This is a genomic window from Mesorhizobium onobrychidis, assembly GCF_024707545.1.
GTDB lineage: Bacteria > Pseudomonadota > Alphaproteobacteria > Rhizobiales > Rhizobiaceae > Mesorhizobium > Mesorhizobium onobrychidis.
The window spans coordinates 1,973,355-1,985,507 of the sequence record NZ_CP062229.1; the positions used below are offsets into that span (position 1 = coordinate 1,973,355).

At 60.3% G+C, this 12,153-nt stretch carries 15 protein-coding genes, 1 tRNA gene and 1 pseudogene; 5 read left to right on the forward strand and 12 right to left on the reverse strand.

The annotated features are described in order from the left end of the window. Nucleotides 1–167 precede the first annotated feature (167 nt). The 7 genes and pseudogenes from IHQ72_RS09720 to IHQ72_RS09750 form a co-directional block, all read right to left on the reverse strand. Nucleotides 168–398: a hypothetical protein gene (locus tag IHQ72_RS09720; protein WP_258122238.1), complete on the reverse strand. Its 231-nt coding sequence runs from the start codon at nucleotides 396–398 to the stop codon at nucleotides 168–170. 122 nt (nucleotides 399–520) lie between these two features. Continuing rightward, the gene (locus IHQ72_RS09725; RefSeq protein ID WP_258122239.1) at nucleotides 521–1,282 is read right to left on the reverse strand and encodes an NYN domain-containing protein; all 762 of its coding nucleotides are present in this window, start codon (nucleotides 1,280–1,282) and stop codon (nucleotides 521–523) included. An 81-nt stretch (nucleotides 1,283–1,363) separates the two neighbouring features. Beyond that, nucleotides 1,364–1,552, reverse strand: a pseudogene (locus IHQ72_RS09730) (Atu4866 domain-containing protein); the annotation flags it as partial. An 87-nt stretch (nucleotides 1,553–1,639) separates the two neighbouring features. Then, on the reverse strand, nucleotides 1,640–2,344 hold the full coding sequence (locus tag IHQ72_RS09735) for an outer membrane protein (RefSeq protein WP_258122241.1): 705 nt from the start codon (nucleotides 2,342–2,344) through the stop codon (nucleotides 1,640–1,642). 404 nt (nucleotides 2,345–2,748) lie between these two features. Continuing rightward, nucleotides 2,749–3,021: an Atu4866 domain-containing protein gene (locus IHQ72_RS09740; protein ID WP_258123789.1), complete on the reverse strand. Its 273-nt coding sequence runs from the start codon at nucleotides 3,019–3,021 to the stop codon at nucleotides 2,749–2,751. Nucleotides 3,022–3,112: 91 nt separating this feature from the next. Beyond that, nucleotides 3,113–3,496 (reverse strand): carboxymuconolactone decarboxylase family protein, encoded by a 384-nt coding sequence (locus tag IHQ72_RS09745; RefSeq protein ID WP_258122242.1) that lies wholly within the window; start codon nucleotides 3,494–3,496, stop codon nucleotides 3,113–3,115. A gap of 98 nt (nucleotides 3,497–3,594) precedes the next feature. Beyond that, complete coding sequence (locus IHQ72_RS09750; protein WP_258122244.1) at nucleotides 3,595–4,320, reverse strand: SDR family oxidoreductase; 726 nt, start codon at nucleotides 4,318–4,320, stop codon at nucleotides 3,595–3,597. A 122-nt stretch (nucleotides 4,321–4,442) separates the two neighbouring features. On the opposite strand from IHQ72_RS09750, the gene IHQ72_RS09755 reads away from it, so the two are divergent. After that, the gene (locus tag IHQ72_RS09755; protein ID WP_258122245.1) at nucleotides 4,443–5,333 is read left to right on the forward strand and encodes a LysR family transcriptional regulator; all 891 of its coding nucleotides are present in this window, start codon (nucleotides 4,443–4,445) and stop codon (nucleotides 5,331–5,333) included. Nucleotides 5,334–5,677: 344 nt separating this feature from the next. On the opposite strand, the gene IHQ72_RS09760 is transcribed toward IHQ72_RS09755, so the two are convergent. Then, on the reverse strand, nucleotides 5,678–5,866 hold the full coding sequence (locus IHQ72_RS09760; protein WP_258122246.1) for a DUF3606 domain-containing protein: 189 nt from the start codon (nucleotides 5,864–5,866) through the stop codon (nucleotides 5,678–5,680). A 137-nt stretch (nucleotides 5,867–6,003) separates the two neighbouring features. Here IHQ72_RS09760 and IHQ72_RS09765 point away from each other — a divergent pair, with 137 nt between their 5' ends. Then, a complete protein-coding gene (locus IHQ72_RS09765) occupies nucleotides 6,004–6,834 on the forward strand; it encodes an ATP-dependent DNA ligase (protein ID WP_258122247.1) in 831 nt (276 codons plus the stop codon). Between the two features lie 138 nt (nucleotides 6,835–6,972). Here the strand turns inward: IHQ72_RS09765 and IHQ72_RS09770 are convergent, their stop codons facing one another. The 3 genes from IHQ72_RS09770 to IHQ72_RS09780 form a co-directional block, all read right to left on the reverse strand. Further along, the gene (locus IHQ72_RS09770; protein ID WP_258122248.1) at nucleotides 6,973–7,755 is read right to left on the reverse strand and encodes an SDR family oxidoreductase; all 783 of its coding nucleotides are present in this window, start codon (nucleotides 7,753–7,755) and stop codon (nucleotides 6,973–6,975) included. A 340-nt stretch (nucleotides 7,756–8,095) separates the two neighbouring features. Then, entirely contained in the window at nucleotides 8,096–8,761 is a 666-nt protein-coding gene (locus IHQ72_RS09775) for a hypothetical protein (protein ID WP_258122249.1), read from the reverse strand. A 136-nt stretch (nucleotides 8,762–8,897) separates the two neighbouring features. Beyond that, a tRNA-Ser gene (locus IHQ72_RS09780) sits at nucleotides 8,898–8,987 on the reverse strand. A 421-nt stretch (nucleotides 8,988–9,408) separates the two neighbouring features. Between IHQ72_RS09780 and IHQ72_RS09785 the strand changes: the two genes are divergently transcribed. The 3 genes from IHQ72_RS09785 (at nucleotide 9,409) to IHQ72_RS09795 (ending at nucleotide 11,671) form a co-directional block, all read left to right on the forward strand. Continuing rightward, a complete protein-coding gene (locus IHQ72_RS09785) occupies nucleotides 9,409–9,726 on the forward strand; it encodes a hypothetical protein (RefSeq protein ID WP_258122250.1) in 318 nt (105 codons plus the stop codon). Between the two features lie 82 nt (nucleotides 9,727–9,808). Next, complete coding sequence (gene msrA, locus IHQ72_RS09790; protein ID WP_258122251.1) at nucleotides 9,809–10,471, forward strand: peptide-methionine (S)-S-oxide reductase MsrA; 663 nt, start codon at nucleotides 9,809–9,811, stop codon at nucleotides 10,469–10,471. Between the two features lie 210 nt (nucleotides 10,472–10,681). After that, entirely contained in the window at nucleotides 10,682–11,671 is a 990-nt protein-coding gene (locus IHQ72_RS09795) for a BMP family lipoprotein (RefSeq protein ID WP_128169914.1), read from the forward strand. Nucleotides 11,672–11,738: 67 nt separating this feature from the next. On the opposite strand, the gene IHQ72_RS09800 is transcribed toward IHQ72_RS09795, so the two are convergent. Then, on the reverse strand, nucleotides 11,739–11,948 hold the full coding sequence (locus tag IHQ72_RS09800) for a SlyX family protein (protein ID WP_258122252.1): 210 nt from the start codon (nucleotides 11,946–11,948) through the stop codon (nucleotides 11,739–11,741). Between the last annotated feature and the right edge of the window lie 205 nt (nucleotides 11,949–12,153).

Genomic DNA, 12,153 nt, shown 5'->3' on the forward strand with positions numbered 1-12,153 from the left:
TACCGCCACTCCTTGACTCCAAGGACATGAACGGCGCAGCGGGACTATTCGTTCCGATGACGAATGGCGTGATCCATCCCGATCACAATTCATGGTTACTGAGTGGCTTACGTCGCCGCTCTAGTTCCGACAGTGCGCAAGCTAATTGGGCGCAGGGCGACATATATTTAGCGGGACCGATGGTCGAACACGACCCCCATGGTCCTACCAATTGCGGTCATCACGACAAGCTCGACCAGATGGTCGTCGCTGTCCTCAAAAGCCGGGGCGGCCCGGCGGATGGCGTCTATTGCGGCTCTGGTCGATATGGTGTCGCCGGCGCGAAATTTTGAAAGTGCAGATGAAACAAGTTCCTGGGCCGTCAAGTCAACGACAGGCACGCTCGAAACGATGTTCATTGGCCTCCTCCGCCGTGAACCCCCTCCCACAAGAATGATACGCCGAATGGCGGTTTCCGCCAGCGAAATAGTGGTCCGACCAGAGGCCAATCGGACCGGGGACAGTTGCCTTTTTGCAGGGCTCAGCGCGACGCTGCCGACTTCGATTTCTCTTGGCTCCTCGCAGCTGGCTTGACCCTTATACGCATCGCTCCGCCCTCGGGATGATCGATCTCAAAGGCATTGGTCTTCCGCACGAGATCGCTCAGCTTGCGAAAGCCGAAGGTTCTCGGATCGAAGTCCGATGCCAGATTGGCGAGCTGATTGCCTACAATGCCGAGCGGCACCCAGCCGTCCTCGGTTCCCATCTGTGAAATGACCTTGGTGATGATCGGCGTCGCCGCGCTGGGCGGCTGCAAAGATTTCGTCGGTGCCGCATCCTGAGCGTTGGCTGGTGCGGTCGCAAGCAGGTTCTCGGTGTACACGAACCGGCGGCATGCCTGCCGGAAACTCTCCGGTGTCTTCTGCTCGCCAAACCCATACACGTCGATCCCGTGTTCCCTGATGCGAGCGGCAAGGCGGGTGAAATCGCTGTCGGACGACACCAGGCAGAAGCCTTCGAACCGCCCGCTGTGGAGAAGGTCCATCGCGTCGATGACGAGCGTGATGTCGGATGCGTTCTTGCCGGTGGTGTAGGCGAATTGCTGCTGCGGGATGATCGCATGCTTCGACAGCACATCGGCCCATGCCTTCGAACGGGTGCTGGAGAAGTCGCCATAGATGCGACGAACGCTTGCCTCGCCGATCTTTGCGATTTCCTCGAACAACCCGTCGGCAATCTTGGCCGAGGCATTGTCTGCGTCGATCAGCACTGCAAGCCGTGGAGAGCGTGGTTCGGTAGGCAAGGTGAGCCCCTATTTTTTGGCTTCGCACCAAATGACATATGGTGCAGCGGTAACGTTTTTGTCGAGATTCGACGAACGTCACTACTTCTTGCGATACAAGATCATACCTGCGTGATGCAGCACGCCGTCAATGAACGTTCCGTCAGCGGTAAAGCCGGTGTCGTCCCAGTAGTCGATGTGATTTCCTCGGATCTCATAGCGCCCCTGATATGTGCTCGCACGGTTTCCGCGCGTTTCGTCATAGCGACCGTTTGGAAGCAAGTTGTGGCGGTGCGGATGTTGAGGCGGTGATAGCTATTCGAGCCCAAACGAAAACCCCGGCCGCTAGGCCGGGGTTTTCCTTGCGTCCCCAAAGGATCAGAACTTGTAGCTGACGCCGACCCTCACCGCGTGGGTGGTTAGGTCAACCGGCATATCGACATCCGGGAATCCCGGAGCCAAGTTGCCTGAGGCTTCTCCGAAGTCTGTATACCGATACGCCAGTCGCGCGGTCCAATGTTCGTTGAAGGCCCACTCGCCGCCGGCACCGATTGTCCAGCCGTTGAGCGTATCCGAATAGTCCCCGCTGACAGGAAGCGGGAAGGGGCCGCCACCGAAGTCGAAATCGCCAATCGCCCAGCCGCCGGTAACGTAGAGAAGCGCCTTGTCGTATGCGTAGCCGAGCCTTGCGCGGATCGAGCCCTGCCAGTTCAATTCGCTGGTTCCAACAGATGTCGCTCCGGTTGGGTTTTCGAAGCTGCCATCCACGCTACCGCCTTCGAAATCGCCCTCGACGCCGTAGACAAAAGAACCGGATTGCCAATTGTACCCGACATGGACGCCACCAATGAAGCCATCGGGATCGGAATCGTCACTTGGCGCACCGTTGGAGTAGCTGTGATCTGCCTGCCCCCAGAGATAGCCGCCCTGAACACCGATATAAAAACCGCTCCAGTCGTAGGCAACAGCCGTAGCCGGCGCGGGCTCGTAAACAACTGCGTCGGCCGCGAAGGCCGGAATCGCAAGCAGTGCCAAGGCCGCACCGCTGACAAGGAACGTAGTGGCAAACACGATTTTCTTCATTGACCGATGCCTGTGTTGAAAGGAAGTGACCAGAACGGGACTACCACGAAAGCTTGTGGTTGAACTGTAACTGCGGCGCAACACATGGAAGCAAAATGCACCGTTCGGTTGTGGCGGTGATCCTGGTTCCTTTTTTGCGCGCGTGACTCTTGCCGACGTCTGCGCCGCCGAGGAGTCGCTGTACGTGAATTGCAGTAGCGCGCGTGCGAAGCGCGGCGGGAAGGGGGCAGGCGTTATCTGCACTCCAGGCGCGAGCAGTGCGGTGACAGGTGCGCCGGGAGACCGGCAAGGAGTAGGTGGTGGAAGTCCACTGCGATGAAGGATTAGCAACCCGCATCGGCCCCGAGCCGTGCGTTGTCGGTCGCGAGGCGGGAACGAAGCGTCGGCAGGGGAACGAGCGTCACCTACTTCTCCCGATACAAGATCATACCGGCGTGATGCAGCACGCCGTCAATGAACGTTCCGTCAGCGGTAAAGCCGGTGTCGTCCCAATAGTCGATGTGATTTCCTCGGATCTCATAGCGCCCCTGGTACGCGCTCTCACGGTTTCCGCGCGCTTCGTCATAGCGACCGTTTGCAAGCAAGTCGTGGCGGATATGGCCATCGGCCGTGACCCACATCCCGACATAGGGATGGCTTCCCGAAGGTTGGATAACTGTATTTTGCTCGGCATTCATCTGGGCGAGACCTTTCTGCAGGGGTAAGACGGCCGCGCCGGCAACAAGCACGGCAGCGGCAAGTATCGAAATCTGTTTCATGGACAGCTCCTCAGGGTTGTTTGCCGGGAGCGGCGCGACGCTCCGTGAACAGCTCGGAGAGCGCTTGCGATGCTGCGATCGCGCGGGGAAATCCGGCCGCAACCGTCACCATGCAGATGACTTCCTTCAGCTCTTCCTCGGACACGCCGATATTCAGCGCATAACCGGCATGAATCGTCATGAAGGCAGTCCTGGCTGCGAATACCGCGACGGCGGCGAGTTGGCGTGTGCGGTTGTCGAGCCCCGGACGGGACCAGACGTCGCCGAGCGTATAGCCCTGGGTTGCTCCGGCCAGGAACGGAAACTCCTGTCTCATCCGTTCCAGCGCAGGCTGCGGAGCGCCATTGTTCAGGCTCCTGACGACGGCATCGCCGCGTTGCAGTCGCTCTTCCATCGTCTGCGATTTGGCCGTTTGAGGGAACCGCGCCGAGCAGCAACGCGACGGCAATCGCGACGTACGATCTGTGAAAACGAAAATCCATTGTTGCCTCCCTACTTGCTGGCTGTCGGCCGGATGACGATCTCGTTCACGTCGACATCGTCGGGCTGTTCGAGGGCAAAGCGAACGGCACGGCCAATCGCGTCGGGCTGCAGCGCAATGGCGCGATAGGTCTTCATCGCTTCCACCGCGACCGGATCGGTGATCGTGTCGGCGAGCTCGCTCTCGACCACGCCGGGATGGATGCACGTGACGCGGATGTTGTCGTGCTCTTGCCTCAAGCCATCGGAGATCGCGCGCACCGCGTATTTGGTTGCGCAATAGACAGCGGCTGTCGGCGACACCGACAGCGCGCCGATGGAGGCGATGTTGACGACATGGCCGGAGCCTCGGGCCGTCATCTCCGGCAGCACCGCGGCGATGCCGTAGAGCACGCCTTTGATGTTGACGTCGACCATCCAGTCCCATTCCTCGACCTTCATCGACGCCATCAGCGACAACGGCATGACGCCTGCATTATTGACGATCGCGTCGACGCGTCCCCAGGCCCGGCGCGCCGCTTCGGCAAAGGCGGCGACATCGGCGCGGTCGGTCACGTCCAGGCGGCGTGTCATTGCCTCCCCGCCGTTTGCCCTGATCTCTTCTGCCAGTGTGTCCAGCCGATCGGTGCGGCGCGCACCGAGCATGACCTTTGCTCCGGCAGCACCGAGCTCCCGGCCGATGGCGGCGCCAATGCCGCTCGAAGCCCCGGTGATGAGCACAACTTTGTTGAGGGACATGTTTCGTCTCCGTCTGGTTGATGTTGCGAACCGCCATGCAGGCGGTTGCCACCAAGATGGATCTGTTCCACTGTTGCGATAAGATGCTCATTTGTTCGCAGCATGGAAAGAACAGCTAACCAATGCAGCCGGATCTCAATGCACTTGCGGTGTTCGCCCTCGTCGCCGAAGAGCGGAGCTTTCGCGCGGCTGCGGACCGCATGGGCGTCACCCGCTCGGCGGTGAGCCAGACGATGAAGCGCCTGGAAGAGACGCTCGGTATCGCTCTTGTCCAGCGCACGACGCGAAGCGTCAGCCTGACCGAGGCTGGCGAACGCCTCTACGCCGAGATAGCGCCCGCCATTGCCGACATGCGCGCCGCGATGGAGACCACCGGGGACCTGCGCGGGCGTCCGCGCGGGCAGTTGCGGCTCGCCGTCTCGTCGATCGCCGAGCGATTTCTTTCAGGGCCATTCCTGGCGACCTTTGCCGAAGCCCATCCGGAGGTTCAGATCGACATCACGGTGACGGACGAGGAATTCGATATCGTCGCCGAGGGATACGATGCCGGCGTCAGGCTCGGCGAGGTGATCGAGCAGGACATGATCGCGCTGCCTGTCGGCGGTGACGAGCGGCAGCTGGCTGTCTGCGCGCCGGCCTATCGCGGTCGGTTCGGGGCCCCTTCGCATCCGAGGGAACTCGCCGGCCATCGCTGCATTGGCTGGCGCCGCGCACCTAAGGTCGCGCCCTATCGTTGGGAATTCGCCGAGAACGGCAAGGAGTTCAGCGTCGCCGTTGCTCCGGAGATCACGACCAACGACATGGCGTTGATGATAAAGCTGGCCATCGCCGGCGCCGGCATCACCTTCGGCATGGAGGAGAGCTTTCGCCCGTGGATCGATCGGGGCGAACTGGTGCCAGTTCTCGAGGACTATTGCCCGCGCTTTGCCGGCTTCTACCTCTATTATCCGAGCCGTCGCAACGTCGCGCCGAAGCTGCGCGCCCTTGTCGATCACCTACGGCGTCATGGCTAGCGTCTTTCGCCAGTATGGCGACCATGTCGATGTTGCAATTACATTAGCGTGAGTGCATGTTTTCGTCAGCCGGCGCAAGCCGGTCAGGCCCGGTGGCTGGCCGGTCACCCCCATAGGCTGCCGGGCCGCCAGCAACGGCTTGGGATGCTGCATGGAAATCCGGCCCTTGAGCCGATCGTCGCCACGGGATCAATGATCGTCGCTGTCAGCGTGCTTATCGTTGCCTTCGTGGTTTTCTCCGCCGAAACGGCGCGCTCAGTCTCAGGAATACCTGCGGTTCCACGCTAGACGGCATCGGGATGTGCTGAGCCACCAAAAGGCTCGCGCCGCTGAGAGCTTGGTCATCATTGTGCCGGCAATGCCTTCGCGGCGTCGGTCAGGGTTGCCCGATCGTTGCCGTGCTTGCGGATCAGCTCGCGCACCTGCTCCGGCCTGATGTTGTTCTGCAGAGCGAAAAAGTTCACCTCGTAATCATCGTCCGCCGATATCTTGCTACGGTCACGGAAGTCGCGTTTGGTTTTGTCGTCTGCCATATCGCACGTCCTTTTTGAATTTCGTTATGTTAACTCTGGCTAATATACGCCGGTGACCTAGACTAGGTTCCATGCGTAGGCGGGCAGGGGCCGGCACCGGCCGGCTAGAGTTCATCCCCCCAATGGAGCCCAAGCTGGTGGCCAAGCCGCCTGAAGGCGACGACTGGATTCACGAAATTAAGCTGGATGGCTACCGCGCCCAGATCATTATCAACAGCCCCGAGGATATCCGCGTCTATACCGAAACCGGTAAGGACTGGACGCGTAAATATCTGGGCATCGTGGAAGCCGCGACGGAGCTTGAGGTCAAGAACGCCATCATCGACGGCGAGGCGGTCGTCACCGATAAGGCCGGTATGCCCGACTTCAACGCGCTCCAGAACGCCGTCCACAACAATCCCTATGGCATGTACCTCTGCGCATTCGACATTCTGCACCTGAACGGCCATGATCTGCGCGACATCGGCTGCAAGGCGCGCCGCGAGATTCTCTGCAGTTTCATCAAGCCGCACAGCCGGATCCAGTTCAGCGAGGCCATGCCTGGTGACGCGCAGTCGCTCTTCTATCTCGTCGAGCAGGTCGAGCTTGAGGGAATTGTCTCGAAGCGCGCCGACAGCAAATATCGCAGCGGCCCGACCTCGAACTGGCTGAAGACCAAGAGCTTCACGGTCGATGAATTCGAACTGCTGGGCGTCGAGCGCGAGCCCGGCGAGGCAGCCTTCGCCCTTTTGGCACAGCCCGGCACCGGGAAATATGTCGGTTCCGCCCTCATCAGCCTGGGCCGCGACATGAAGGAGCGGCTGTTGAAGCGGGTTCGGGAGCACGCCGGGCCGCCGCCAGAGGCCATGAAGAAACGGCCAGGGACACAATGGGTCAGGCCCGGGGTGAAGCTGCGCATCAAGCATCTTCGCGGCGACCACAGCCACATACGCAACGCATCGCTGCTGGGTTTCGGTGACGAGGGCTAGTGGTGAAAGTCTGACATTTGGTACCCCACGCGTGGAGCAGCTTAGGCTGAAAGAGGACGTTGCACGACAAATAAACCGCCTATCAGGCAACCACGGACCAGATGGAAGGTTAGCCCCGCAATCGCGCTCAGGGCGTCCTCAATACGCCCGAGTGAATCCGCCATCGTGTAGAATGTTCAAACCTGTCATGTGATCAGTAAGGGGCGACAACAACCCCTCGACGACGACGGCTACTTCAGACGGCGTCCCATACTTTTTGAGTGGAATATTGTCGGTCTCGACCGCAATCCTTTCTTCAAACGTCACGCCTGCGTCCTGCGCTCGCCTGCCAATTGCATCCCGATACCAGGGCGACAGCGTGCCACCGAGTGAAAGAGTGTTCACATGAATACCCCTTTCGCCCAGAGCAAAGGCAAGCGTCTTCGCTTCTCCAAGCCAAGCGGTGCGGATGACGTTGGCGGTAGCGTAGTGGCTAAGAACCTGAGCCGAAGAAATGCCGGAAATGATTACGACCTTGCAGCGACGGCCTGCTTCAGGGGCCGGTTCCATCCGAGAGATAGCCGACTTCAACAGGGACAACGGCCCAACGAAGCTTGTCTGAAACAGCGTTCGCCAGACCTCTGGCTCGGGCATAGGGTCAGCGGATGAATGCGGTTGGGGCGGCATAAGAACGACCCCATCGAGCTTGAGGCCCGACGTGGCGAGGTGTCGATCAAACTCGCCCAACGCGACATCGGATGCCATATCAACCGGTATAGCTTCATGCGAACCGTCGGTTGGTGCAGGCAGGGTCGAAGCCAGCGACTCAAGCCGCACCTGATTGCGGGCCGCTACAATCAGACGAGCGCCACCGGCCGCAAGCCGTTCGCAAATTGCTTGCCCGATCCCACCCGTTGCCCCAGTCACAAGTATGGTCGACATCACACCACCCCGCCAGTTTCGAGCACTGTACCCTGGTATCTCTGGAAAGCCATTGGCACCCCCGGCTATGGGGCAGTTTCTTGAATTACGGTGACAGTGCGCCTTTTTTCCCCGCCTGCCGCGTTTTCCCGATTTAACGGCTTTTCCGGTTTGCTCGGCAATCCGGCCCAGAAGTGCTTCAATGCCCACTGGCCGCCCCGATGCCGACATCGGCGCGGCAATGCAAATCGAGCCATGCGTTCAACACGCGGCGACAGCCGAGCAAACATGGCAAAAAGTGCACTGTCACCGCAATTCCTTGGCGACGCATCCCGGTCCAATATGGATCATCATCGCTTGCTCAAACTGGTCTAAGGAGGAGTTCTCTTGCCAAATGGACCACGCGGTTCCGCTCAGACGTGGGCCAGCCCTGAGGATGACGCGTCTCGATGGCGAGCGCTCCCTCGGACGTGGCAGTTAGCTTGGTGTGGCCGTCGCGAAATCCAAGTGTCCGACTCTTATAACCAAGGTCTTCCAGCAATGAAGCAATCGTTGCCCCGCAATACCCTGAAGTTGCGAAGAGGATGACGTGGGGGGCGAGGAATGCAACCTCCTCTTTCAATGCCTGTAGGTGAGGCTCCGCAATAGGTGGCCAACGATGCGCTGGCGGCGGCCTTGAACCGCCGACCTCATCCATTTTGCAAATGTTCGTCCAAGCGATGCGGCGGCGAGACGGATCGATGAGATCGACCATTTGCCAGAAGGCCGACTTATTTCTCTTTTCGACCATCCACTTGGTAGACGCGGCCCCGCTCGCAGTCTGGTTGGTGTTTGAACCTACGAGCGTGCCTAGTGGTCCCGCGCTCTTTCCGACGTAAAGCAATGCCAAATTGCTTGTCGGATCATATTCAGGGCCGACGCCGGTCGCAAACACTCCGGGCGATGCCCAGCCTTGCTTAACGGCCACACGGTTGCATTCAGTAAGCTGTTTCCAAGTTGCGTCACTGATAGGCAACTTCCTTGACATGAGAAATCCCCCAGCGTTCCGCTATTAAGAGCGCTCCGCCTGAGAGGCAGTCAAGTAGCCGGAAGATTTGCTGCGGCCAGACGTTCTGTTTCAAAACTGGCGAGACGGCATTCGGGTACCCCATTGTGAAATTGGCTGGCGGAGAGAGCGGGATTCGAACCCGCGTTACGGTCTCCCGTAAACACACTTTCCAGGCGTGCGCCTTCAACCACTCGGCCACCTCTCCGTCTTGGCATTTCGCGTCGGCCGGTTTCGCCGCGCGGGTTGGGGAGATGCGTCTCCCTTGGGGATTGCGGTCCGGAACTCCGCACCGTGGGGGCCATCAACCAGCGGACACCCTTTTCCCCGCACCTGAACCGTCAAAGCAACAGGTGCGGGGCTCATCTAGTCGATCCGGTGCCGAATGCCAAGACATAACGGCACTCTATTCGCTTTGCCGGATAGGGATGCTCTGTCCATGCCACCAGCGCTGCCCTGGTAGCCGATCGCCGCGATCGGCGGCCGCGTCTTTGCCGACTGGCGCCTCAGTGGCGCAAACTGGCGGCGTAGGTTCAACTTCGCGTGTCGCGATTGCGGATAAAGCGCGCAGACCCTATTTATCAGGCCGATACAGACATCTGATAAGCTTCCGGGGAGGTAAGGTCTGGATGTTCCGCTCCGTCTTCCGTCTCGCGGCGCTGGTTGCGCTTTCGGTTTCCGTCATCATGGCGGTGGTCGACGCGACGCGGTCGGTGGCGGCCTCCGCGCTGGTCATGACCCCGCTCAACACGAGCTGGCTCGCCGTCTCGCCGGATACGCGAAGCGCCTTCGAAGGCTTCGTCCGCGACAAGCTTGGCCCGCTGCTGTGGGACGGCGCCATCGCCTGGGTGCTCAACCAGCCAGGTTTCGCCGTGTTTGCGGTGGTTGCCTTCATTCTCTACTTGATCGGCTACAGGCGGGAGCGGCCGACCGGGCGGTTCGCCTAGACTTGATGATTTGTTGTTGATGACCTTCTGGCGTCCCCAAAACAAAGAGAAAGCCCCAAACAAAGAGAAAGGGAGACCGCACATGTTTCTCAGCGACATGCTGAACAAGAAACTCAATCTGCCGAAGCCTGCCGAGGCGCTGCCGGGCCGGGCCAAGCCTATCCCAACGGCATCCAAGCACTTCGTCTCGAAGCGGCCGCTCAAGGGGCCGTATCCCGAGGGGCTGGAGACGGCGATGTTCGGGCTGGGCTGCTTCTGGGGCGCCGAACGCCTGTTCTGGCAGGCCGAGGGTGTCTGGGTCACGGCCGTCGGCTATGCCGGCGGCGTCACCCCCAACCCGACTTACCAGGAAACTTGCACCGGCCTTACCGGCCATGCCGAAGTCGTGCTCGTCGTCTTCGACCCGAAGATCGTCTCCTATGCACAGCTTCTGAAGCTGTTCTGGGAAAGCCACGACCCGACGCAAGGCATGCGCCAGGGCAACGATGTCGGCACCACCTACCGCTCGGCGATCTATACGTTCGGTGATGCGCAATACCAGGCGGCGATCGCCTCGCGCGACGCCTACGAGGCCTCGTTGCACGGCGCCGGCCGCGGCAAGATCACCACCGAGATCGCGCCGGCACCGGAATTCTATTTCGCCGAGGAAGACCACCAGCAATATCTGGCGAAGAATCCCTACGGTTATTGCAATCTGCAGGGCACCGGCGTCGCCTGCGCCATCTCGGCTGCCGTCTCCGCTTGAGGCCTTTGGCGAGACGATGATCGGTGGCGCCGGGATGCGGCGCCACAGCTTTTCCAAGAGGTCAAAATTCCGCGTGAATTTTGTTTCGGGCCGTGCCAGATTGGCCCGAAGCGGGAGGAAGACACTCCTGTCTGATGTCGCATGCCTGCCGGAGAACCGGGCAGGCAGGCGGTGCATAACGGAAAAAATAACCGACAGGGTGTGGATCACATGAAACGTATCGTTCTCGGCCTCCTGGCCGCAACTGCGATGGTTCTTCCGGCCTTCGCCGCGGACATTCAGCCAGCACTTCTCTACGATCTCGGCGGCAAGTTCGACAAGTCGTTCAACGAAGCGTCCTATAATGGCGCCGAAAAGTTCAAGGCCGAAACCGGCATCGCCTATGTGGAATTCGAGGTCTCAAACGCGACCCAGCGCGAGCAGGCACTGCGCCGTTTCGCCGAGGACGGCCGCAATCCGATCGCCATGGCGGGCTTCTCCTGGGCAGATGCGCTGGAGAAGATCGCCGTCGAGTTTCCCGAGACCAAGTTCGCCATCATCGACATGGTCGTCGACAAACCCAATGTCCGCTCCGTCGTCTACAAGGAGCAGGAAGGCTCCTACCTCGTCGGGGTGATGGCGGCGATGGCCTCGAAGACCAAAAAGGTCGGCTTCATCGGCGGCATGGACATTCCGCTGATCCGCCGATTCGGCTGCGGTTATGTCGGTGGAGCCAAGGCGGCCGGCGCGACCGATGTCATCCAGAACATGACCGGCGACACGCCGGCAGCCTGGAACGATCCGGCCAAAGGCGGCGAGATCGCCAAGACGCAGATCGACCAGGGCGCCGACGTGATCTACGCAGCGGCAGGCGGCACCGGTGTCGGCGTGTTGCAGGCAGCGGCCGACGGCGGCAAGCTCGGCATCGGCGTCGATTCCAACCAGAACGGCCTGCAGCCCGGCAAGGTGCTGACCTCGATGGTCAAGCGCGTCGACGTTGCCGTCTACAACACCTTCATGGACGCCAAGAACGACAAGTTCACCGGCGGCATCAACGATCTCGGCCTCAAGGAGGGCGGTGTCGACTACGCCATGGACGACAACAACAAGGCGCTTGTCGACGACGCGATGAAGGCGGCGGTCGAAAAGGCCAAGGCCGACATCATCGCCGGTACCATCAAGGTGCACGACTACATGTCGGACAATGCCTGCCCGTATTGATCGCGAGATTGCCGATCTGATCGAAGCCGCCGGGTGAAAACCCGGCGGCTTTGCTTTCTCCGTAGGCTCACCAATGCGGCGGCTTGGTCACCGGTACGTCGGATGCAGCCTGCTCCTCCAGCGCCAGGAATCGGTCGGTCAGCGCATCGAGCTTGCGCTGCATGCGCTCGATCACCTTCCACTGCTCGGCGATCTGGTCGGACAGTTCCTCGATGGTCTTCTCCTGCTCGGCGGCGCGGATTTCCAGCGTCGTCAGCCGGTCGGCGGGCATGGTCATCTGAAAAACCTCGGTTTCTTGCTGCGCGACTCTCAAGAGATGCGAATTTCGAGATTCGCCACATTAGAGCGACATGCGTCCAATCGGACGCCCCAACTACCCTCTAACACTTACGATCTTCGCATCGTGCTTTCCGAAAATCGAATCCGGTTTTCGGGCCGGTGCAATAGCGAATGTGAAGGTTGCGGCACGTTCGAAATTGACA

What these genes read in the sequence shown, in the direction of transcription:
- IHQ72_RS09745 (WP_258122242.1), bottom strand. Translation starts at nt 3,496, where the DNA reads ATGGAAGAGCGACTGCAACGCGGCGATGCCGTCGTCAGGAGCCTGAAC.
- IHQ72_RS09775 (WP_258122249.1), bottom strand. Translation starts at nt 8,761, where the DNA reads ATGTCAAGGAAGTTGCCTATCAGTGACGCAACTTGGAAACAGCTTACT.
- IHQ72_RS09735 (WP_258122241.1), bottom strand. Translation starts at nt 2,344, where the DNA reads ATGAAGAAAATCGTGTTTGCCACTACGTTCCTTGTCAGCGGTGCGGCC.
- msrA (WP_258122251.1), top strand. Translation starts at nt 9,809, where the DNA reads ATGTTTCTCAGCGACATGCTGAACAAGAAACTCAATCTGCCGAAGCCT.
- IHQ72_RS09760 (WP_258122246.1), bottom strand. Translation starts at nt 5,866, where the DNA reads ATGGCAGACGACAAAACCAAACGCGACTTCCGTGACCGTAGCAAGATA.
- IHQ72_RS09755 (WP_258122245.1), top strand. Translation starts at nt 4,443, where the DNA reads ATGCAGCCGGATCTCAATGCACTTGCGGTGTTCGCCCTCGTCGCCGAA.
- IHQ72_RS09740 (WP_258123789.1), bottom strand. Translation starts at nt 3,021, where the DNA reads ATGAATGCCGAGCAAAATACAGTTATCCAACCTTCGGGAAGCCATCCC.
- IHQ72_RS09770 (WP_258122248.1), bottom strand. Translation starts at nt 7,755, where the DNA reads ATGTCGACCATACTTGTGACTGGGGCAACGGGTGGGATCGGGCAAGCA.
- IHQ72_RS09720 (WP_258122238.1), bottom strand. Translation starts at nt 398, where the DNA reads ATGAACATCGTTTCGAGCGTGCCTGTCGTTGACTTGACGGCCCAGGAA.
- IHQ72_RS09785 (WP_258122250.1), top strand. Translation starts at nt 9,409, where the DNA reads ATGTTCCGCTCCGTCTTCCGTCTCGCGGCGCTGGTTGCGCTTTCGGTT.
- IHQ72_RS09800 (WP_258122252.1), bottom strand. Translation starts at nt 11,948, where the DNA reads ATGACCATGCCCGCCGACCGGCTGACGACGCTGGAAATCCGCGCCGCC.
- IHQ72_RS09750 (WP_258122244.1), bottom strand. Translation starts at nt 4,320, where the DNA reads ATGTCCCTCAACAAAGTTGTGCTCATCACCGGGGCTTCGAGCGGCATT.
- IHQ72_RS09795 (WP_128169914.1), top strand. Translation starts at nt 10,682, where the DNA reads ATGAAACGTATCGTTCTCGGCCTCCTGGCCGCAACTGCGATGGTTCTT.